Source organism: Dyadobacter tibetensis Y620-1 (assembly GCF_000566685.1).
Lineage (GTDB): Bacteria > Bacteroidota > Bacteroidia > Cytophagales > Spirosomataceae > Dyadobacter > Dyadobacter tibetensis.
On sequence record NZ_AZQN01000008.1, the window covers coordinates 57182 to 80524 of the forward strand.

General features: G+C 43.1%; 17 protein-coding genes. 6 read left to right on the plus strand and 11 right to left on the minus strand.

The window, feature by feature from the left end:
• Positions 1–6: 6 nt before the first annotated feature.
• Positions 7–1461, plus strand: coding sequence for a SusD/RagB family nutrient-binding outer membrane lipoprotein (locus X939_RS0117985; RefSeq protein ID WP_025764673.1), 1455 nt, complete (start codon positions 7–9; stop codon positions 1459–1461).
• A gap of 61 nt (positions 1462–1522) precedes the next feature.
• Here the strand turns inward: X939_RS0117985 and X939_RS23840 are convergent, their stop codons facing one another.
• From X939_RS23840 to X939_RS0118005, 4 genes are all read right to left on the minus strand, one after another.
• Positions 1523–1687: a hypothetical protein gene (locus tag X939_RS23840; RefSeq protein WP_198034450.1), complete on the minus strand. Its 165-nt coding sequence runs from the start codon at positions 1685–1687 to the stop codon at positions 1523–1525.
• An 83-nt stretch (positions 1688–1770) separates the two neighbouring features.
• Positions 1771–3534 carry a RagB/SusD family nutrient uptake outer membrane protein gene (locus X939_RS0117995; protein ID WP_025764674.1) on the minus strand — a complete coding sequence of 588 codons (1764 nt, stop codon included), beginning with the start codon at positions 3532–3534 and terminating at the stop codon, positions 1771–1773.
• Between the two features lie 30 nt (positions 3535–3564).
• On the minus strand, positions 3565–6801 hold the full coding sequence (locus X939_RS0118000; protein ID WP_131694785.1) for a SusC/RagA family TonB-linked outer membrane protein: 3237 nt from the start codon (positions 6799–6801) through the stop codon (positions 3565–3567).
• 303 nt (positions 6802–7104) lie between these two features.
• Positions 7105–8580 (minus strand): TlpA family protein disulfide reductase, encoded by a 1476-nt coding sequence (locus tag X939_RS0118005; protein ID WP_025764676.1) that lies wholly within the window; start codon positions 8578–8580, stop codon positions 7105–7107.
• 408 nt (positions 8581–8988) lie between these two features.
• Between X939_RS0118005 and X939_RS0118010 the strand changes: the two genes are divergently transcribed.
• Positions 8989–11946, plus strand: a complete 2958-nt coding sequence (locus X939_RS0118010; RefSeq protein ID WP_025764677.1) for an FAD-binding and (Fe-S)-binding domain-containing protein — start codon at positions 8989–8991, stop codon at positions 11944–11946.
• Positions 11947–11977: 31 nt separating this feature from the next.
• Here X939_RS0118010 and X939_RS0118015 read toward each other — a convergent pair whose 3' ends face one another.
• The gene (locus X939_RS0118015; protein ID WP_025764678.1) at positions 11978–12226 is read right to left on the minus strand and encodes a hypothetical protein; all 249 of its coding nucleotides are present in this window, start codon (positions 12224–12226) and stop codon (positions 11978–11980) included.
• A 207-nt stretch (positions 12227–12433) separates the two neighbouring features.
• Between X939_RS0118015 and X939_RS0118020 the strand changes: the two genes are divergently transcribed.
• Positions 12434–13162, plus strand: a complete 729-nt coding sequence (locus X939_RS0118020) for a hypothetical protein (RefSeq protein WP_025764679.1) — start codon at positions 12434–12436, stop codon at positions 13160–13162.
• A gap of 6 nt (positions 13163–13168) precedes the next feature.
• Entirely contained in the window at positions 13169–14098 is a 930-nt protein-coding gene (locus tag X939_RS0118025; protein WP_229236095.1) for an alpha/beta hydrolase, read from the plus strand.
• On the opposite strand, the gene X939_RS0118030 is transcribed toward X939_RS0118025, so the two are convergent.
• The 5 genes from X939_RS0118030 to X939_RS0118050 all read right to left on the minus strand — a co-directional run bounded on the left by X939_RS0118030 (position 14095) and on the right by X939_RS0118050 (position 19857).
• A complete protein-coding gene (locus tag X939_RS0118030; protein ID WP_025764681.1) occupies positions 14095–14715 on the minus strand; it encodes an IMPACT family protein in 621 nt (206 codons plus the stop codon). The genes X939_RS0118025 and X939_RS0118030 overlap by 4 nt on opposite strands.
• Positions 14699–15892, minus strand: a complete 1194-nt coding sequence (locus tag X939_RS0118035) for an MFS transporter (protein ID WP_025764682.1) — start codon at positions 15890–15892, stop codon at positions 14699–14701. Before X939_RS0118035 ends, X939_RS0118030 begins: the two co-directional genes overlap by 17 nt.
• Positions 15893–16032: 140 nt before the next feature.
• On the minus strand, positions 16033–17337 hold the full coding sequence (locus X939_RS0118040) for an outer membrane protein assembly factor BamB family protein (RefSeq protein WP_025764683.1): 1305 nt from the start codon (positions 17335–17337) through the stop codon (positions 16033–16035).
• Between the two features lie 2 nt (positions 17338–17339).
• A complete protein-coding gene (locus X939_RS0118045; protein WP_025764684.1) occupies positions 17340–18743 on the minus strand; it encodes an esterase/lipase family protein in 1404 nt (467 codons plus the stop codon).
• 4 nt (positions 18744–18747) lie between these two features.
• A complete protein-coding gene (locus tag X939_RS0118050) occupies positions 18748–19857 on the minus strand; it encodes a T9SS type A sorting domain-containing protein (RefSeq protein WP_025764685.1) in 1110 nt (369 codons plus the stop codon).
• Between the two features lie 373 nt (positions 19858–20230).
• Here X939_RS0118050 and corA point away from each other — a divergent pair, with 373 nt between their 5' ends.
• Positions 20231–21175, plus strand: a complete 945-nt coding sequence (gene corA, locus X939_RS0118055; RefSeq protein WP_025764686.1) for a magnesium/cobalt transporter CorA — start codon at positions 20231–20233, stop codon at positions 21173–21175.
• 23 nt (positions 21176–21198) lie between these two features.
• Here corA and X939_RS0118060 read toward each other — a convergent pair whose 3' ends face one another.
• Complete coding sequence (locus X939_RS0118060; RefSeq protein WP_025764687.1) at positions 21199–22086, minus strand: glycosyltransferase family protein; 888 nt, start codon at positions 22084–22086, stop codon at positions 21199–21201.
• Between the two features lie 214 nt (positions 22087–22300).
• On the opposite strand from X939_RS0118060, the gene X939_RS0118065 reads away from it, so the two are divergent.
• Positions 22301–23308, plus strand: a complete 1008-nt coding sequence (locus X939_RS0118065) for a ribonucleoside-diphosphate reductase small subunit (RefSeq protein ID WP_025764688.1) — start codon at positions 22301–22303, stop codon at positions 23306–23308.
• The last annotated feature ends 35 nt before the right edge of the window (positions 23309–23343 follow it).

Sequence of the window (23343 nt, forward strand, 5' to 3'; positions counted from 1 at the left end):
TCTACCATGAATAAGATACGCCATTATTTTAGTACAAATGTGTTGGCAGCCGGTTTTCTCTGCTGCAGCCTGTCGTGTACCGACGATTTCGATCAACTGAATACAAATCCTAACAGCGCCTCCTCAGGCACTGCCGATCTATTCCTGCCCCACGGCATACAAAGCGCAGTAGATACCTATACGGGCGGAACCCTTGGGCAGGACATTGGCAGTTTGTTTTCCCAACATTGGGCCCGTATCCAGTACACCGATATTGACCAGTACACAGTATCGGCCGATACCTATAATGCTGCCTGGCAAACACTTTACATCGAATCGCTGGCAGATTATCAAAGGGTTTTAAAACTCAGTATGGAAAGTAAAAACCCCAACTATCAGGCAGTAGCTATGATTATGAAAGCATGGGTTTTCTCGGTGCTTACAGAAATCTATGGAGATATCCCCTATACAGAGGCACTTCAAGGGCTGGAAGGTACCCTTTTACCACAATATACCAGCCAAAAGGATGTCTATGCTGGCCTTATTACAGAATTAAAATCTGCTAATTCCCTGATCGCAGTGGGGACAAATCCTATTTCAGGAGATATTCTATTCAATGGAAATATGCTTAAATGGAAAAAATTCGCCAATTCCCTAAGCTTAAAAATCCTAAATAGAATGTTGTCTAAAAGTGATGCGGGCATAGACGTAAAGGGGGAGATCAACCGAATATTAGGAGACCCGACTCAGTTTCCTATTCTGGCCTCCAATGCAGATAATGTACAGCTCAACTATCTGGATGCTACGAATAATAATAATCCAATTAATCAGAATCGCAAAACCAGAGACGACCATCGGGTGAGCGCCACCCTGGTAGACCGGTTGCTAGCATTAAATGATAGCAGATTGGCCGTTTATGCTAACAGACCAGCCGAAGGAGGACAATACAAAGGGGTTCCCAATGGTTTGGCAGCATCGGATGCCAATGCATATGGACTATCCAAAACCTCCACGGTAGGCGACTATTTTGTGGCTGCTAAAGCACCTGGAGTCATTCTAAGCTATGCAGAATTATTATTCATTAAAGCAGAAATGGCCTATAAAGGCATCGCTACCGCTGGCGCTGTGTCCGCACAATATACAGCAGCCATATCGGCCTCACATGCCCAGTTTGGCCTTACCGTAAGTCCGGAATATCTTTCGGCAAACGGTTTAAAGACAGGTACCGATGCTTATTACCAGATTATGGAACAAAAGTGGATCGCTTTGTTTGGTCAAGGAGTAGAAGCCTGGACCGAATATCGTAGAACTGGCATTCCGAATTTGACCGTCCCGAGGTTAAATACCAATGGAAACATATTGCCTACTCGACTTTCATACCCCGGCTCCGAAGAGTCTCTTAATTACGAGAATTATTCTAACGCATTGAGCAATCAGGGAGGCCAAAACGACATGAAACTAAAATTATGGTTTGCTAAATAGCGAAGAACCCCTTCCCTAATATTTATCGTGCGTCCCGGCGGGACGCACGATTTTTCGCACTTCAGTTAAAATCTTTCAGCATTCGTACGAAGTTGTCTTCGTATTCTTTTAGTGCCAGAAGCAACTCCTGAAGTTCCAGATACTCCGGACTGCCTTTCTGCGCCTTATATATCTCGTCGGCCCTTTCCGAGGCCCGTTCATATTCTCCTTCTGTGTTTATCTTCATAGGAATCTCTCCATTTTTACATGTAAAATAAATAAAAAAAACCGGCCCAATGACCGGTTTCTTTATTTAAATCAATAATCCCATCAGTAACCAGTATTCTGCACTAAAGTGGGCTGCCCATCTTTTTGGCTATTCAAAATTTCATCTTGTGGCAAGGGGAAAACTGAATTTTTGGCGGTAAAAGTCTTTCCAGTCATATAGCTTCTCTTATTAAAGGTACGGCCAGAGGGCTCCTTTCCTGGTACGGCCTCTTCAGCTGCATATTTGTTCAGGACTTTTTCGGCGATACCCCAGCGAACTAAGTCAAAGAAACGATGACCCTCCATAGCAAATTCTAAACGCTGCTCCATACGTACCGCATTGATCGCATAGGCCGCGCCCTTGGAAGCAAAAGTACCCGCAGGATATGGTTCCACTTGATAGTTGACAGTCGGGTCCTGTACGGAGCCTGTTTTGGCACGAACCCTAATCATATTTACGTATTCTTCCGCTTTGGCAAGATTGCCCAATTCGGCTTCGCATTCGGCCAACCAGAGAATGACATGAGACAGCTTTAAAAGCCGGTAGTTATTATTGACGTTTCGCTTACTGGTAGAATGCGTACTGCTATTTTCCTCAGCCAGATAATACATCCATTTTTTTCCTGTAAACGGTCCTGCATATGCCTGATCACGTATCCACACGGCTCCAGGCATGGGCCCCCAGTCCAGGAAGTTCACACCCCGTCGTCCCACGGTCCAGTCAAGGCGCGGATCTACAGGAATAGATTTATCGAGGGCAAAGGTAGCTGAGGCAGCAATACCTTGGTCGTTGGGTAGGTCTACCTGATTATAAGTATCGGCACTACCGTCTGCAGCAGCCCCGATCATGGGCACACCATCCTTGGTTTTAAAGGCATTTACAAGGTTGTGAGAAGGCTGATAGAATCCACAGCAACCTCGCCCCGGAGCAGTCGCAGAATAGGGCCAGTTGAGGTTATCTCCCGCATTACCATTATTACCAGTAGTACCGTCGTTAACAGAAAACTGTACTTCGAAAATCGATTCAGCATTATTATTGCCAGCCGTGCGATAGTTATCATGGTAATTGGCAACCAGCCTTTTACCGGAATTCTGAATAACCTCTTCTAAAATCACCTTGGCTGGCGCCCATTTTTTCTGAAACACCATCGCTTTGGCCAGGTAGGACTTTGCGGCCCATTTAGTAGCCCGACCTTTTTGGGCTTGAGTAGCAGGCAAGTTTTCAGCAGCAAAGGCAAAATCCGCTTCAATTTTGCCCCAGATATCTTCTGTATTGGGCACTTTAGTAGAATTTGGATTTTCTCGGTCATAGATGGTCTCATCTATAAAAGGAACTTTCCCCCACATTTTTTTGGCCTCAAAATGGTAATGTCCCCTTAGAAAACGAGCCTCTGCTACCACCTGCTTTTTCTCCGCATCGGTCATATCCTTTACGTCAGGACTACTAACGATCTGGATAACTTCATTACAACGGGCCACACCATCGTAGGAGTGCCACCATTTTCCCAGGAAATAGGTATTATCTGCTAGCCAGTTATACTGCTCAATAAATGACTGTTCTGGCTGATCACCAGCATCGGTACCTTTAACGGCATCGTCACTGCTGATACCTCCAAAGACGTAATTTGAAATGGTGGATTGGCGTCCGGTATTTCCGGCTCCTACCCCATCTACTAGTGAATAGGCCCCAATTAATAGAGCATTTACACCATTTTTATTACTGAGCTGCTCTAAGGAAGCCTTTCCTTGTGGCTTAAGGTCGAAAAAATTATCGGAGCAGGAAAAGCTCAATCCGACCAAAATTAATAGTATCGAAATTCTTTTCATAATATAAATAATTAAGATCAAATGATTGAATTAAAACCCGAAACGAACACCTACCAGAAATGATTTGGCCACAGGGTAGGCCCCCTCATCGACGCCCATATGGGTATCCTGGTTATCGTTGCCTGACGCGCGCAGATTGATGTCCGGGTCGAGTCCAGTGTATTTGGTAAGCGTAAACAGGTTCTGACCTTGTATGTATACCTGAGCCGAAGCCATTTTTATTTTACTTAAAAAAGGTGTAGGAACAGTGTAGGTCAGCTGGATATTCTTCAATCGTAAATAGGATCCGTCTTCCAGGAAGTATGACGACACCTGCTGGCTCGTAGCATCACCGGAATTCAAACGAGGCAATTTCGCATCGTCACCAGGTTTTTTCCAGGAGTTATAGAGCATATCTTTCGAACGATTCCCTTGGAAAACGTTAAAATCGGTCCAGTACCGGGTATAGTTGAAAATTTCGTTACCATACACCCCTTGACCAAAGAGCGATAAATCGAAACGCTTATAAGCCAAATTGATATTGATACCATAATTAAAGTCAGGATGGGGATTTCCAATGATGGTTCGGTCGGCTGCAGTAATGATATTATCTCCGTTGATATCCCTGAATTTAAAGGTACCTTCTTTGGTATAAGAGCCAAATTTTGGAGCCGCATCTGCCTCTGCCTGGTCTTTTATTACTCCATCCACAAAATAGCCGTAATAACTAGCAATTGGAGAGCCAGCACGTGTGGCCGACATAGCTGGAAGCCGGGTAGTAAAGCCAAAGATAGTAGCCGAAGGATTGTCATTCAGCTTGACCACTTCGTTTTTATATTTCCCAAAATTCAATCCTACGCTAAAACTAAAGTCACCAAGTTTCTCTCTATAATTCAGCCCTATATCGAACCCCTTATTATTGATCTCCCCTATATTGGTATAGGGAACAGAGCCACTACCGGCAGTACGAGGTATTGCAATTTGCGTCAGCATGTCCGTGGTAGTACGATCGTAAAGATCCAAGACAAATTCAATACGGTTATTAAATAAGGATGCATCTAAACCTATATTGGTAGAAGTATTGGTTTCCCATTTCCCCAGGGAATTCCCAAACTGTACCAGGTCGAAGCCTCCCACAATGGAAGATCCTGTTCCGTTGATATCGTATCCGTTATTGGAAGGGTCCGCAGCGTAAAGGGTATATGAATTGTATACATTAGGAATCTGCTGATTCCCGGTTTTACCCCAGCCTCCCCGAATCTTAAGATCGTCTAAGAAGGTAGCTTTCTTTAGGAACTCCATCTCCGAAAGTCGAACTCCAACTGAGAAAGCAGGAAAAACACCATAGCGATTCGCCTCGGAGAAACGGGAAGACCCATCGCGGCGCAAGGTAAAATCGGCCAAAAGAAGATCCTTATAACCATAGTTAATTTTACCGAACTGCGAGAAGAGGGCACTTTCTACAGCCCCCGGACCCGAGTTGCTCAGCCCTGCTGCCGATCCGGCATCCAGATATCGGTAGTCTAAGTCGTCGAAAGCAAAGGAACTCCTACTCGCTCTAAAGCCTACCGCATACGTTTTCACTGACTCAGTTCCCAATAAAACATTCAAACTATGTATTCCAAATTTTTTGGAATAGTTCAGGGTATTAAACCAGGTGAGTGACCGATCTACATCGTTGATTACATTTAAACTGTTGGCATTTCTGGCCTCTGCCGCTTCAATGTCCCGGTGAAAATACTCTGACCGATTATACTGATTGTATTCCAGACCGAGACTGGTTTTGGCTGTTAGGCCCTCCAGTAGTTCAAAGCTGGTAAAAACATTTCCAAATATATGCGAGCCTTTGGTGATATTGTCCTTCTCACGGTACAGCCGTGCGAGTGGATTCGGAGCATTACCTAAGTTACTTCCCCTGCTTCCGGCAAAACCATTATAAGGGGAAGTATTCGTTCCTCCTAATGCTGCAGGTCCACCGGTAATGTCGAATACAGGAATTATAGGATGCACCCGTATGGCAAACATTATGGGGTTACTCTCATTATTATTGGTGATTCCCTGTCGTTCATCGTAAGAGAAGGTAAGGTTTTCGCCGATGGTAAACCGCCCTTTGGTAAATTCCGTGTTGGCACGAACCGAATAACGCTTATAATTGGTATAGCGAAGGATACCCCCCTGCTTAAAATAATTGGCAGAAATCGCATACTTGGCAGATTGGGATCCGCCTGAGGCACCAATTTGATAATTAGAAATAGAAGCTGGATCGAAAATTACGTCCTGCCAGTCGGTTCCTTCTTGATTAGCCTTAGTGATATTAAAAGCTGTTTTGCCTAAGTTAGGATCCGCTATATCGTTGGTATACGTAATGCCGGCAGGCAATTCTCCATATATGTTCGGATAGATATAATCTGCCATAGTCTGATTACCCTGCTGGTCAAATTTGTATTGTGCAGAGGGAGAAGTAACCCATGGGCTTTTGCCTGCACCTATGTCCGACTGAAATAGATAATCGCCCAATTCCCTGGCGTTAAGTAGATCTAGCATTTTCCCTGGACGCTGCGTTCCCGTATAAAAATCGAAGGTAATGCTGGGAGCGCCTGATTTACCCTTCTTGGTGGTGATGATCACGACGCCATTGGCTGCCCTAGCCCCGTATATAGAAGCCGCTGAGGCATCTTTAAGCACCTGCATCGACTCAATGTCATTGGGGTTGATTTGATTGAGTGTACCCTGAGTAGGAACCCCATCGATGACATATAAAGGACTGTTGTTATTAATAGATCCAAAGCCACGAATACGTACCATGGTGCCGCCTCCTGGGGAATTATCATTTCCCACTGTTACCCCCGAGGCTCTTCCCTGTAACATCTGTGTGACACTGGCGGAAGGTACTGCCGTCAGTTCCTTGGCATCTATCACCGCAACGGCGCCCGTAATATCGGCCTTTCGCTGTACGGTATAGCCAGTCACGACTACTTCTGTTAGACTTTTGATATCCTCGGATAAGGTCACATCAATCAACGCACGGTTACCTACTGTGATCTCCTGCTTTAAAAAGCCTATAGAGGAGAAAACAAGAATTGCATTATCCGATTTTACATCGAGGGAATACGCACCATCTGCATCGGTTACGCTACCTACATTGGTCCCTTTTACCTGAACATTCACGCCCGGAATTCCCGTCTTATCGGTATTGGAGGTTACCTTTCCACTCACTTTTCGGTCCTGAGCACGGCTATCCTTAGCCCCTAACCCAATACAAAGGAGCACTCCGATAAGAAATGTCATAGCTTGTAGCTGTTTTTTCATACGCTTCTAAATTTTCTTGGTAAATAAATGATTAGTTATGGGCATTATTAAATCAAAAGTACGCAAGAACCGACATTTTATAGGAAAATTCTAAAAATTATTTTAATTATTTATAGATATACAGCTGTTTACTTATCTTTTTGTTTCCCTTTAATCTACTCTGAGATCCTCTTACTTTATTGTTACCAGAAGGCACCTGCCATGCTTGACGATGATATTTTTAAACAAAAAAACCCGTTCGAACTAAATCGAACGGGTAATACCAATCTACACGTAACTTAATTATGGGGCCAAGGCTTTTTGAATGGTGGCCTTCAGCGCAGCATTATCCGGAAATTCCTGAGGAATCCATCGGTTTACAATTGATCCTGCAGCATCAGCAACCAGAAAAGGGTAACGGATGTCAATGGCGAGTTCCTTTTCCAGCTTCCGTATTGCCTCTGACGAAGCCGACAGATGCATGGCATTGTCCCGATCTTTTAAGTGCTTATTAAGTATATCTATTCCAACCCCCTGGATAACGGACACATAAGCAAACTGAACTTTATCCTGATATAAGGTTTCCATTTTGCTGAGACCGGGTTCATGTTGGCCTATACTATAGGCAAATACAAGAACCAAAGGCTTTCCCTTCCACTTATCTAAAGAAAAACTTTCCCCGTTAAGCTTCGAAAGAGTAACGGCCGGCAAGGAAGCTCCTGGTGTTAATTTTTCACGTACAGTCACCTGCTGGGTTAAATAAGGGAGATAGGGTGACTGCGGAAGTGTTGCCTGATAATCCTGAAGCAGACTCTTTCCTGGTTCCAAATCCGGAATGGCCGTATTGGCATAGTTCAACCAGTAAGTAAGCAGATAGGCCTGTTGTTTTGGATATGGAGCAAATTTGGCTTTGCTAAACTGATAGACCTGACGGAGAGCCTCAGGACTTAATTCATATCTGGAACTACTCTCAACAGGGTATTTTCGTAAGGTCGGTATCAATACCCACTTTCGCAGCTCATCCCGATAGGCCTCACTAAGCAGGGCATCGTCTGATTGAATCTCAAATTTTTCAAGGGTATAATTTTCTAACTCTTTACGCTGCTCGGGATCTAGCACCTTAACCCTGTTTCTACGCATCAAACGTTCCTGTATCAATCTGTATAATAAAATGGGCTCAGCCATAGTAACAGCCTTTACATAAGCTTCGAAGGCGGGGGCGGGATGCTCCGAAGCTTTAAATTCGTTCCACGCGTTTTTGCGCAGTTTCTGTAAGCTATCGCTCTGGGCTAATACGATTTGATTGTCTATCTGAGAAGGATTGTAACCAAAAACCGGCAGATATTGGTACTGGTTTTCAAGAAAATAAGTTTTAAGAAATTCCTGATATCCGGCATTCGTACCCGAAAATTGGGGATTTTGGCCTTTATCAAATAATACCTTCAGCTGATCACCAGGTTGAACAAACAATATCCAAGTCTTACTATATCCTTGCCCAGCTATTTGAAGCTTGAAAATTGTAGGTGCGCTTAGAGAAAGATCTGCCTTTTTGCTTTTATTCTTGTCAAGTTGCAAAGTGGATACCACTTCTTTCTTAGTATCGGCCAAGCCTACGCCCAGATTGGGGTGAAAAACTACATCTTCCTGCACTAAGGTAATCAGACCCGCACTTAGGCTATCCGTTGAAAGAGTAATGGACGTTGGGGTTTGAGCGAACACAGGCAAATAACATACGGACAGCAACGCGATCCATATCCCTTTGTAAAGGCTAATTTTCATATATTTTTAATATTCAAGATGAGATATATACGGATTATAATCAAATGATTATTCAATAAAAGCATGCCAGTTTCTATTCAAGAATCAAATATACGTATATAGTTTTGTCCAAATGATTAGCGATTACCCCATCCGCTACCCCATCTGACTATGTCGACCACAACTATAAAATATAGATGAGGAATCCAGACGAGGAAAATAAGTGTTCAGGATCATGCCGGTAAATGAAGTTCCTGCATGTGCCGGAAAGCTTCAGCAGGTTAGAGAATCAGACAAAATATAATGTATTGACCTTAGAATGGGCTTAAATACGGGATTAGCTCAAATTTAAAACAGTCTATTAAACCTTACCGTATTATCTTTGAGCCACCAACTGATGCTCATTATATTTAAAGGAGATAGTCCGACATGAACCGCTTAGACCTACTAGACTTTCACAATCTGGATAAGAAATTTGAAGGAGAATTATATTACGACGACTCTACACTTCACCAAGCGCAAATAGCGATATATGCAACCGACGCTTCCGTATATCAAGAGTTTCCCTTGGCGGTGGCCATACCCCGCCAGGTAGAGGATATAAAGCTATTGATCCGATTTGCCCGCCAACATAAAACCACCCTGATCCCCCGTGCCGCAGGCACCTCGCTGGCTGGGCAGGTAGTGGGGAAGGGTATCGTAGTAGATATCTCCAAGCATTTCTCAGGAATCTTGGAAATAAATGAAAAAGAAAAGTGGGTGCGTGTTCAACCCGGTGTAATCCGTGACGATTTGAACAAGTATTTGGCGCCTTATGGCCTTTTATTTGGTCCCGAAACTTCCACGGCAAGTCGCGCCATGGTTGGGGGGATGATCGGCAACAATTCCTGCGGACTCCACTCCATCACCTGGGGAGCCACACGCGACCATTTATTGGAAGTAAGTGTCTTACTTTCCGACGGTGAAGAAACTGTCTTTCAGAATCAGTACATCAGTGGTTTCCAGGAAAAACTCCTTCGCGATACCAGCCTCGGTCAACGTGAAAAGTCAATTTATGCCGGTATGTGGGGAATTCTCTCCAACCCTGTTGATCAAGAGTTAATCCGTAGTCAGTTTGCCAAGCCGGGAGTTACCCGTCGTAACTCAGGATATGCCCTCGATGCTCTGGTAGATCACCTAAGGTCCGACCAGATCAATCTCTGCCAGCTTATAGCAGGATCAGAAGGAACGCTCTGTATGGTTACCGAGGCGAAATTGTCATTGGTAGATCTGCCACCCGCCGCCGTTGGGGTCTTATGTATTCATACCTCTACCCTGGCTGAGGCACTCTTTGCCAACCGCATTGCTATGCGTCACCAACCCAAGGCTTCTGAGTTGGTAGACAAGTATATTATGGACTTCACTAAGGAGCATCATGTCTATTCTCATAATCGTTTTTTTATGGAAGGAGACCCTGAGGCCTTATTGATGGTAGAGCTGTGGGGCGAAACTGAATCGGAGGTAAGGCAACTTGTCGATTTATTGGAGGCAGAACTTCGACAGGAGAAGCTAGGCTATGCTTACCCCCTTTTGTTTGGGGAGGATGCCAATAAGGCCTGGGATATACGCAAAGCCGGCCTAGGGCTCATCCGCAATTTGCCTGGGGATACGCAACCCGTTAACCTTATTGAAGACTGTGCGGTAGCCGTTGAGGACCTACCTGAATACATTGCCGAGCTGGCGGAGCTCCTCCAGCGAAGGGGATTGCATGCCTCTTACTATGCTCATGCAGGCGCTGGGGAATTGCATGTAGAACCCATGATCAATCTGAAAACCAGTGCAGGAAAGCAACAATTTAGAGAAGTGCTGGCCGAGACTGCAACATTGGTAAAAAAATACCGCGGGGTACTTTCCGGGGAGCATGGAGATGGAAGACTTAGGGGAGAGTTTATTCCCTATATGATGGGTGAAGAAGTCTATGCCCTGTTTAGACAAGTGAAGAAAATCTGGGATCCTGACGGCATCTTCAATGCCAATAAAATCATTGACACCCCGCCAATGAACGAGTTCCTACGTTATGAACAGGACCAGGACTTAACCTTAATGCCTACCGTATTCGACTTTTCGGATCAGGAAAGCATGCTCCGCTTGGCAGAAAAATGCAGTGGATCCGGGGACTGTCGGAAAACGGAGTTAACGGGAGGAACGATGTGTCCTAGTTTTATGGCAACCCGAAAAGAACGAGATACCACTCGTGCTAGAGCCAATATACTCAGGCAGTACCTGACAGGAAAAGCTCAACCATCGCAAAAGAATATGAATGTTGATCAAGAGATGGTTAAAGAGGTATTAGATCTTTGCCTCTCCTGCAAAGGCTGTAAGTCTGAATGCCCCTCTAGCGTGGATGTGGGGAAGATGAAGGCCGAATTTACACAGCATTATTACGAAACACATGCGGTGCCTATTCGAACCAAACTTATTGCCGGATTTGCCAAACAAATGAAACTTGCTTCGATGGCTCCCTGGGCCTATAATATGGTTTTCGGAAATTCTGCTCTGAGAAAGCTGGCCAATAAAGCCGTGGGGTTCCATCCGGACCGTAGCATGCCGGAGCTCAATAAACAAACCGTTAAGACATGGTTTAAGCGTAGAAAGTCTAACCAAACGCAAACCGGGAATAAGGTGTACCTTTTCTGTGACGAATTTACTGACTATAATGATCTGTCGGTAGGTATCAAGGCAGTGGAGTTATTAGAAGCTTTGGGGTACGATGTCGTAATCCCTGAACACACTGAATCCGGGCGCTCCTACCTTTCTAAGGGATTGATAAAAGAAGCTCAAAAATTGGCAATTGACAATATAAATAAGCTTCAAGGTTTAATTTCCGACTCTACACCGCTTGTAGGAATCGAACCATCTGCCCTGCTTACTTTCCGTGATGAATATGTAGACCTGGTGCCTGAGCACATGAAGGATTCCGCCCGTAACATTGCCAGAAACAGTCTTCTCATTGAGGAGTTTTTAGCAAGGGAAATAGATGCCAGGCGTATTTCGTCTTCCCTGTTTACAACAGAATCCAAATTAATAAAACTTCATGGTCACTGTCATCAAAAGGCATTATCCACTCTGACCGCACCTAAAAAGGCACTATCCTTGCCACAAAATTATAAGGTACAGTTAATCCCATCGGGTTGCTGCGGAATGGCTGGCTCCTTTGGTTATGAGGAGGAGCATTACGAAGTATCGATGCAGGTAGGCGAATTAGTCCTTTTCCCCACCATCCGACAACAGCCCGAAAGCGTTCTCATAGCAGCAGCGGGGACCAGCTGCCGACACCAGATAAAAGACGGTACCGGCAGAAAGGCCCAGCATCCTGTGGAGATACTATGGGATGCACTTCTACGCTAGTCCAGAAGTCTATATTAGGGGCTTCCGAACCTTATTCGGTTCCCCTAATATTTTCCATGACCGTATCAGCATCCGTTCGTGTCTCCACTTCTCCATCATAAGCTGAGTCAGGAGCAATCCCCGTGCTATTTCCTTCCTGTTTAAAGTTTTGATCGTGGTTAAAAAAACCACCAAAAAAAGCAATAAGCATGAGTACGATTCCCACACCTAAGATATATTTCCACACATTTTTCGTATTTTTTGTGGCTCTGGCTTCTTTGTCTGTCTCTTTTCTGTCCATAACGTATTGTATATTTTGTTATACCCTCCTTCCTACCAAAGTCATACCAGCGCAACCCTGAGTCAAACGCAATTAATATTAGGGAATTTTGTTGAATATATTTCACTATCCCAACAGCGTGAACCAAAAGCCATACAAAATGCGTTAAATCGGCGGTTACCCAACACCCCATTGTCATCAAACTATAGCATACACAGATAAATTGCCATGAAAAAAATATCAATATCCACCTTCCTCATCGTTCTTTTGGCGCTCACAAGCCAGGCTCAAAACACACGAAGCTTTCTTTCTGTCAATGGTGGTTACAGCTTGCCGGTGGGTGAGTTGGCGAGAGAAAAACTAAATGATCCACTTTCGGGACTGGCAGGTTCGGGGTATTATGGGCAGGCAAACTACGATTTCCGAGTTTTTCGCTGGCTGGGCTTACGGGCCTCAGGTAGTAAGAATATTAACACTACCAATTCTGGCCCTATAATAGAAAAGGCTGACTCCTATGCTTCTGTATTGGGAGATAATTACAATTGGGATAGTCAAGTCTCCAAATGGAAACTTAATGCCTTATTGGTAGGGCCAGCCATCTATCTTAATTTCAACCGGGTACAGTTTGAGGCCCATTTGCAGGCAGGTAAAATCTGGGCCAATTCTCCCTCCGTCAATCTGGTAGGGCACAAAGCGGGAGGAGATGAGCCTGTATATGTTGATTTAAAGACCGCATCCACCTCTGCTTTAGGGTTAGGAGCCGGGGCGAGTCTTCGTTTTCCAATCATCAATAGCCTGTTCTTTCACTTTACGGCCGATGTTATTGGTTCGGAAGCAGAGCTAAAAGATGTTGCGATTACGGCCACTAAAGGGAGCTACCAATTGGTAGATAAATTTAGCGACAAACGATTTATTGGTGTAGTAAATGTAGGGGCCGGATTCGGAATCGCATTTTAAGCATTTATGATCAGTAGAACCATTTTCACTTCGTCTTTTCGAAACATGACTAATGGGACTTTACAGATCAATTACAAAGCCCGGATCGTAACAATCTGGGCTATTTCTTTACTTATCTTTCTGCTTTCGGCTATAGGCACTGCTGCATGGGCACAAAAATATACGCCCGGAGACTCTTTGCAGGTAGTGTATAAGCGCATAGACACTTTAGATCTTACATTAAGGGTCTACTACCCTCAACACTATAAAGCAGGCAAGCCATTGGCCACCATGATCTTTTTCTTTGGCGGAGGATGGAATGGAGGTAGCTATAAACAATTTGAAGGGCAAGCGAAATATTTCTCTCATAGAGGGCTAATTACCATCTTGGCAGACTACCGCGTTTTCAGTCGAAATAAGACCAGCCCATTTGAGGCCGTGGCGGATGCAAAATCGGCAATACGCTTTATCAGACAGCACCAGGAAATACTAGGTATCGATGGGGGTAAAATTATTGCAGCGGGAGGATCGGCAGGAGGGCACTTGGCCGCAGCAGCAGACTTAACTGCACTGGATGAGCCAACCGAGGACCTTTCAATAAGTTCCCGACCCAATGCTTTGGTGTTATTTAACCCAGTTTTCAATAATGGTCCAGGACAATATGGCTATGATCGGATAGGCGATCGCTATCCCGAAATTTCGCCTTTCCATAATATCCGATCTGGCGCGGCCCCTACCATCATATTTCTCGGCACGGCTGATAAATTAATCCCAGTTCAAACCGGGACAGAATACCGAGATAAATTGAAGGAGGTAGGCAGCAAAGCGGAGCTACACCTCTACGAGGGGCACGGTCATGGATTTTTTAATAAAGGTGAAGCTTATTTGTCCACCATCCGTCAGGCCGACCTGTTTCTAGGGTCCCTGGGTTATATAAAAGGTAAACCGAAAATTTAAACTCCATTCTCCGGCTCCTGTTCTATCGTAATACCTTGCACCTGTTCGCAGCGGGAAATAAATCGCTCGAGCAAGGTATTCCGTATTTCGAGAATCATTTCGCAATCCATCTCAAATTGCTGCGAAATAACAGGTAATTCCATTTCTTTAACAATCCGCATAGCATCGTTCATTTGGATGTAGGCAAATTTCATTTTATAATGTTGAACCATATGTCGAGTGACCAACTGAGCCTGATCCAGAGCCTCTTCAGTCACTGTTTTATAGGCATTGATTAAGCCGGGCACCCCTAAAAGGGTTCCCCCGAAATAGCGCACCACCACCACTAAAACATTGGTAAGTTCCCGGGAATACAGGGTGTTTAAGATGGGCCTGCCTGCGGTTCCCGAGGGCTCTCCATCGTCACTCATACGATAGCTCATTCGATCTAAACCCAGACGGTAGGCATAACAATGATGCACCGCTTTGGGGTGTAATTCCTTTAGGTTTAAGAGGTATTGTTTGGCTTCTTCTTCCTTGATAATTGGGTAAGCATAGGCCAGAAACTTACTTCCCTTGTCTTTATAGAAACCTTCGGAAGGCGTTTGTATGGTCTGAAAACTATCTTCGAATAACACGAGTTGCTAATTTTTTCTTATGGTAAATAATAGAAGTATAGATTAGTCCCAACAGGGCAAGTGCGGCCATAGCCATAAAAACCAAGGGGAAATTCTCTATTTTGTTGCTGAACAATTCAGCTGCTATGACGGCACCCAGACCGATACCCGCTTCCAGAGCAATATACATAGTGGCAATGGCACGCCCACGATTATGATCCCCACTCAGATCCACAGTCCAGGCTGAAAGTACGGGCGATAACACCCCCATCGATATGCCAAATAACGCAGCCCCAACAAAAAAGACTGGGATTGACTGGGCAAAACCAGTAAATAACATGGCAACAATCAGAAAGCAGCACCCCACTATAGCGACGGGTTCTCTTCCTCGGCGATCGGAGGTCTTCCCTGCCACTAGTCTCACCAGAAGGGAGAATAGGGTAAAAACCATAAAATACACGCCTCGATTATCCAGGCCCAGATGATCGCTAAAATCAGGCGTTACTGTAAGCACGGCCCCAAAACTAAAATAGACCAGCAAAATGATCAATGCCGGTTTGAATACATCGGGTTCAAAAATATCCCTGCGGCTCAGCCTAAAAGAATCAAAGGAAAGTTTCTGTCTCTCCCGCAAGGTCTCCTTCATATTGATCAGGATGATAATAGACAAAAAAGCCAGTAACGAAGATGTATAAAAGAGCATATTGAGTGAAAATCTGTTGCTAATAAGGCTCCCTATTGCTGGTCCAAAGGCAGATCCTATACCCATGCAAATTCCATGGATTCCCATAGCTTCTCCCCGGCGCGTCACTGGCACAATGTCGGCAACATAGGCCGATGTGCCCGTTGGCTTGAAGCCGGTAGAAAAACCATGAACCAGCCTTAACATTAAAAATGGTATGACAGTAGTGAAGATCGGATACAAGAACCCACATAAAACACAAACCAGGGAACCAAACACCATGACGGGTACCCTGCCCACCCGGTCTGTCAGCCGACCACTAAAGGGTCTGGAAAGACCCGCAGTCAAGGTAAATAGCCCAATGATAAATCCCTTATATTCTGCGCCACCCATAGCAGTCAGATACGCTGGCAACTCTGGGATAAGCATGTTAAAACTGGAAGAAAATAGAAAAGAACTTATTCCTAAAAGCCAAAATTGGGTGGTTAAAATACTAGGTACGGCATGCTGATTCATGCCCTAAAAGTACAAATAATAAACCCGATCGGCAATTCATATCATCCCTACTGTGTATCTGGTCACCATAATCCTCCAGTTTAAATGTAGCCCAAGGAATTAAACAGCGACCTCAAACCCAGAAAATAGATTAGGACACTTTATTCATATCCAGGAAGTTTGAGGCATTGAATAAAGAACTTGTCGCAGATATAGAGCAAATTTGTTTTAGGATTAATGACAAAACTATACAAACCAAAACCTGCCCTGCTGTCTAAACATTGATTGGGGGCCTTAGCCTTCCATTTAATCAAACCGGTGCGGCTATCAAGGCATTCGATCGTTCCTTTGCCACCGCTCGACATAATAAGATCCCCCTTATAAAGCTCTATCTGAGAGCTACCGGTTCCCACATTTCTGTTCTCCCAAATTATAGCACCCGTTTCCTTATCAAGTAGGGCGATTTCCTCGTGTTCGGACTTTGCTACTAAGCCATTTTTCAATAGCAACATACTCGCACGATTGAATCTATAATGCAGGTAGTCAAAAGCCTGCCTCCAAATCAGTTTGCCGGTAAAGGCATCAAGACAGTAAATATCAAAGGCTCCAGCATAATACAATTTATTATTTTCAAATAATATGGGGTTGGATGAGCTTTGAGCATACCTATCTATGCTATCTACCCTCCACAGAATTTCATTTTTACTTATATTCCAGGCTACCATATCGGCTCTATTTACCAAAGTTTTAATATTCCATTTCCTGCTTTGAAAGGTGGCAATCGTATCATTGTTATGGATGTAGAGTACTGGACATTCTAGATGACTCGTTAAATTGTTTTTCACAGGTTCAGTAAACAATAACTTTTCTTTACCTGTTTCGCTATCTATCTCAAATAAATAGCTTTCGTCAGTAATCTCCTTACCATCTGAAGGGAAATATACCTTATTCCCGTATAAACTAATAAAAGGCCCCCCATTTCCCTGTTCATTTTTACCCGAAAATTTGCTATTCTTCCATAACAGATCACCATTATCACTAAAACAAAAGAGTTCATGCCAAGAAGTATAAATTAGCTTTCCCTCATGAACCACCAACTTTCTACCACTGTCAAAGATTAGATTCTTGGAATCACTGCTACGATCTTTATATTTAGTCCATGATTCCATTATTTTATTACCGTCAAATTCGAAGTATCCCAATTTTGAATCGGTATTACTTTCTATATTCCCATGATCAGATCCAATCCAAAAAATATTTTTTCCATCTATTGAAAAGAATTGGGCTACTCCATAAGATGAGTCGGGAGCAATAATTTTCTGCCAAACCACCTTTAAAGTAGTATCACAAACAGGTTTTGGCCATTCATAAGACGGATAGAAGGGCAGGTCAAAATTATTTTTACAGCTAAAAAAAACGGTAGCCACAAAAATGATGATGGTGTTCATTTTTACAGAAAAAAACATGGCTATTGGGCGTCAAGTTTAAAAAAAACACCATGCAAGCCATCAAACAATTCTCGGGATCGATATTTCAACTCAGGCGAATTCCTCTCCTGCATATGTGAATTGTTGGGTAGTTCCACTTGATTAGCCGCACTCACCCCCGGGAATGCCTTTTGCGATTCTACAAGCACTACCCCGTCGGAGGGTTTTAAAGAATTGGTAGTGGTGGTAACTGTGTAAGATTGGGTTAAGGTATAACCCGCTATCTCGGGACAGGGTTGAGCAGAGGATATCTGTGGGTACCCATTCCCGTCAATTGGTGTATAGTAGCAGGTGTTGGTAGTAGTGTTGGTAATGCTAGCGGCTCCTATCACATCCAACCATTTACTATTGATGTTTTCAAGAAAATTGATCGCATCGCTCAGTGCCGAAATCCTATCTTTGTAAGGCCATGCACCGATACACCAAAAAAGGAGTGAATGGTTCGAGCAATGAACGAAAAGTGCGAATTCCTGACTTTGACGAGCGGCTTTATAATCCATCAATATTTTTTGTCCATCCACCACACCCTGATAGTCGTTGGTGGCTCCAAATGTAGGCTCCTCATTCGGATCATTCCTAAAATAATGCAAAACCCTCCAAAATACATCATTAGGATCCTTGTTGCCATAAAAAGCGACTTTTTGAATATTGGACGTATTGTTCTGATGAAATGTATTTAGGTCATTTAATTCTGAAGAACCTACCATGTAAGAATTGGCCACTGCAGAGGTGAAATGCCCTGCCACGATATCCACTACACTGAATCGATTAGCGTCATTAGGCACTACAAAATCACAAAGTGAATTCGAAAAATTTTCGCTAATTCTCTTTGCAACCGGCCAGAACAATCCTTTTAAAAGTGGAGCCTCTTGCAATGTGCTCTGAATTTCTACCTTTAAGAGCTTGTTACAGGCATTGTTAGCCAATGGAAAAAGTTTGGAGTCCCGATTATTGATAATTTGGGCTCCGCCATGGGGTGAGCCAATGGTCACTATTCCGCCAAAGGTTCGGGGGACACCGGAGTATTGAATCAGCTGATCTGCTTTTCTGGAAACTATCCCTCCCTGGCTATGCGCTATAATGAAGCTATTGGCTCCAAAGCTGGCAGCATTCGGTTTTGTGAAAATTTGCTCTTTCACTCGATCGGCACAAGCCTGCAAACCATATTGCTGTCCATCCGAATAGATGATATCGCTGAACACATTGGCTTTTCGTGATGGATAGTCCGGAGCACCATAACTAATAGCACCGGCAAAATCAGTAAATGAAAAACTATTCCCCCCTAATCCGTGTACGAAGTACAGATTTTTAGTATGCTGGGCATTAGCATTAGTCGAAGCTTCTATAATTGATAGAAACAAGACAAAACATAGTACATTTTTCATGAGCTTATTGTTTAACAAATTGTTGACGAATTACTCCAGTAGAATGCGTTAACTTAACGGTGTAGAGCCCTGGAGCTAACTTGCTCACATCCAGCTTAATGGCCCCTTTATCCTGATCTAAGATCACGGTTAAAACACTTAACCCATAGTTATTTTCGATCGTTATACCACTCGGAATCAAATCTTTAGAATATTTTGCGGTTATCTCAGTGGCAGTCGGATTTGGAAATAAGCGCAAGACCCTATCTGTCTGGCTATCCAAGTCGAAATCCTCTAACTCGCCAGATTTTTTGTCATCAAAAACTCTTTTGCCATCCAGTTCATAATGCTCGTAACGTACATAACTAGTTTTATAAATATTGGCATAACCTTGATGCTCTTCTTTATGTCGTTCGAATACTTTAAGAGCTTTTGATTCATTTTTGAATACTTTCTTAAAATAGATCTCTTCACTTTTTAGCTCATGATCTTTTGAGTCATTTGTTTTTCTATTAACAATATAATTTTTCGTATCAATTTCGGTTTCTTGGGTGGTACCGAAATCCAAATAAGTGCCGTCTACATTCGTTTTCAAAGCCCTTTTTAATAGTACATGTCCATTTGGCAATTCTTTAAATGATACATTTTGAGCCTTTGCTTCCAACTTAATTGTGTTAGCATCTGGAAACTCAAAAACATTCAGACGATTTCCTGTGCTCTTAATATCCTTATCAATTTGGCTTCTTAATTCTTCAGAATGTTCTCTTTCAAATATCAAATCGCCTTTCGAATTGTAAATTTTGGTACCAATATTATCCGTGACAATCTTTTTGGTGTCGGGGTACCAGGTTTCATTTTTGTTTGTCACGAGGTATTCTTTCGTTTCACTGAAGTAATCGCCATCTATTGCTTTAGTCATTTTGTATACCTCCCTTGTAGGTCTCATTTCAATAAGATCTTGAGAACTCACATTTTTTAGAAAGACTTTATTACTCACTTCGTAATGTGTGTCCTCAGTTACGGTGTACGAAATCGTATTTTGTGCTTTAACGGGCAGTGACAGCAGAATAAAGATAAAAACTACCCGGCCTAGAAGAACAGTTATTTTCGTGGAGAGACAAATAATTGTTTTCATAATATATGATTTACTTTATAGTGTAAATTCACTATTAAATTAGACATAAAATAATATAAAACAAAGTAAAAACTACACTATTCTTTCAAAAAAATAACTAAAATTAATAGCCATAGACTGTTAGATTATCAACAAAGCTGAGGCCGGCTTCTGAATACCGGAAAGGCAATCGGAAATGGGGCTAGATCACGACCAGCCTAAAAGATTTATAAACAATTAGTTTATATACAATCTTGTAATTATTGATTAAAAATAACATCGAACTCGATCCATCAATATCAGGATACCCTCGTTCTTCAGAGTCTTATGCCAATCGGTATAATATTTTCCCTTACTCCTTTTCCCAATGGTTCTTTTTCACCAACTTTAAAAAATGGTACGGATATTCTATAAAGATGGGCGCATGGTACGCAGGGAGGATGATCTTCGGGCTCTAGGTCAGGTAAAAAATCTGCTATGGGTCGATTTACAATCACCTACTATGGAAGAGGAAGAATGGGTGGAAAGTCAGTGTGAGATTAGCTTTCAAACGCCACAGGAAATCGTGGAGATTGAAAGTAGCTCCCGTTTTTTCGAACAAAATGATACCATCAATGCTAACTCCAATTTCTTACGAATTGACAAGGATGGCTATGAGACCTATCCCGTTTCATTCCTGTTACATAGGGGGGTACTTTTCACCTTTCGAAGAGGTGATTCTCAGACCTTCGCAGATACAGTAAAGAAAATGAAAGTCAGCCCGCATACTTTTCAGTCTGGAGTAGACTTTATGCTGATGTTACTCGAAACACGAATAGAGGCTGATGCCGATTCCTTGGAGGCCATCTCTAAGGATATAAGCACAATCAGTAAGTCCCTTACTCATGAGCAAAAAGCGCGACAAGAAGTACTCATACGTATCAGTGGTTTACAGGAAATTACGATGATGCTCCGCGAGACAAGTATAGATAAACAAAGGGTTCTGTCGGGAGTTCTCAGAAGCCTGAATTTTCCCGAAAATAGAAAGGAACATTTACGCATTATTTTGAAAGACATCAATTCTTTGCTGGAGTATACGACTTTTAACTTCGAACGTCTGGAGTACTTACAAAATACCTTTATGGGTTTAATCAACCTTGAGCAAAGCCAAGTGATAAAAATATTCACGGTGGTAACGATCATCTTTATGCCCCCCACCTTAATAGCGGGAATCTTTGGTATGAATTATCATAATCTGCCTACCAGTCAGTCTCCTTACGGCTTTGCAGCCTCATTACTTATGATGGTTGGTTCCTCGCTCACCGTCCTCTGGTACTTTAGAAGAAAACGCTGGATTTAAAGGCGGGTTTAGCGGACTACTGCCTATTTCAGCAGCCGGTAATTTCTAAATTCAAATAACCTCCTACCTGTTTTCTTTTCAAACCAGTATAATAGTGCGTTTTTTAGCTTAAATTTCTTTCGACTAATGTCCAGATCTACCTTCCAGTTCTGGGCTAGAATTCTATTTGTCATAACCGCTGGGTGGGTTCCTTCAAATTCTTTTAAAGAATCGAAAGCATTATAATCGAACACGTCATCGGATCGCAATTCTTTTTCCCAAGCCTCTCCCTCTTTCCAAAACCTGCTGACATTTTTAATTTTTGTTTTCATCTGTTTGGGGCTTTTAACCCATCCATAATGATAAATAGCTGCTCCACAATGCTTAACCATCAATTTCTCCTGCCCACGTCGAAACCCCTGGGCATCTCGATAGGCAGATATAGGCGTCTTGCTGGGATTATTTTCATTGCGGATGATACGAATCTCCCTTCGGTACCATTTTCGGCTATCACCATGATACCGATACGTGCCAAAGAAATGTAGGTAGTCAAAGAGTAAACCTTCCACCCGTTTATCGTCCACATATTGCTCACATGCCTGCCTGATCTGCTGATGGTATTGTTCATGAAGTACTTCGTCGGCCTGGATATAAAAAGCCCAGTCAGAATCGGCAGCTATCTGGGCCAGGGCTTTGTCTGTCTCTACTGCCAATACCTGCCCCCCTTTTCGCAGATTCATATCCCATTCGGTCTGCACGATCCGAATCTTATCCGAATCAATGGCCTGAATTAACTTCAGGGTATCATCATCGCTCTTCCCCACACTTACCAGCATTTCATCTACTACAGGTAAAATGGATTTAATGGCCTCGACGATCGGATAATCATTTAATATGGCGTTGCGAATGATAGTAAATCCCGAAATTTTCAAAACTAAGATAGGTTAATAAGTGAGACTGGCAAAGTTACTGTTTTTTACTATAATTAATAGGTCAGCTAGGCCAGAGCCATCAGGATCCTAGAATTGCCGAAATGTTTTTGACAATGCGGGCCAAAGAGCGTAGATTTGTCGCCCTCCTGAACGTATTGATTCATACGATTGCCTGATATAAAAAAGCATTCATCCAAAGAAATAATAGATAGCTATGACACAAGAAACCAATAAAAAGATGTTGCCCGAACCCTTGCTACAGGAAGACCCTATGCGATTTGTATTATTCCCTATCAAACATAATGACATATGGGAAATGTATAAAAGACATGAAGCTTCATTTTGGACTGCTGAAGAGATTGATTTATCACAAGATCAAAAAGACTGGGAAAACCTTAATGACGGAGAGCGCCATTTCATATCTCATGTACTGGCTTTCTTTGCGGCCTCCGACGGGATTGTTAACGAAAACCTGGCCGTAAACTTCCTTAGTGAAGTCCAGTATGCCGAAGCCAAATGCTTCTACGGATTCCAGATTGCCATGGAGAATATTCACTCGGAAACATATAGCCTTCTCATTGATACCTATATCAAAGATAACACCGAGAAGGATCGATTGCTACGCGCAATGGACACCATTCCTTGCGTTCAGAAAAAAGCGGAATGGGCACTTAAATGGATTAACAGCCCCGTTTTCGCAGAGCGCATTATCGCTTTTGCTGCCGTAGAAGGAATATTCTTTTCAGGCTCTTTCTGTTCCATTTATTGGCTCAAAAAGCGTGGTTTGATGCCTGGACTATCTTTCTCCAACGAGCTTATTTCTCGTGACGAAGGTCTTCATTGTGAGTTTGCCTGCTTACTATACACCCGCCATATCGTCAACCAACTCGACCCTGAGCGGGTAAAGGAAATTATGATCGACGCGGTGAAAATAGAGCAGGAATTTGTGACCGATGCACTTCCGGTATCTCTTATCGGCATGAATGCTACCTTGATGAACCAGTATATCGAATATATTGCCGATTTCTGGTTAGAGCGTTTAGGTTGCGAAAAGGTTTATGGATCTACCAACCCATTCGATTTCATGGAGCTCATTTCCCTTCCAGGGAAAACTAATTTCTTCGAGAAAAGAGTTGGTGAATATCAGAAAGCTGGGGTAATGAGTGGCGTAAAGGACAAGGAAAACGGAGGACATAAGATTTCTTTCGAGGAAGACTTCTGATCAGAATCAGAGGCTCTGAAATTACATTTCCGAGT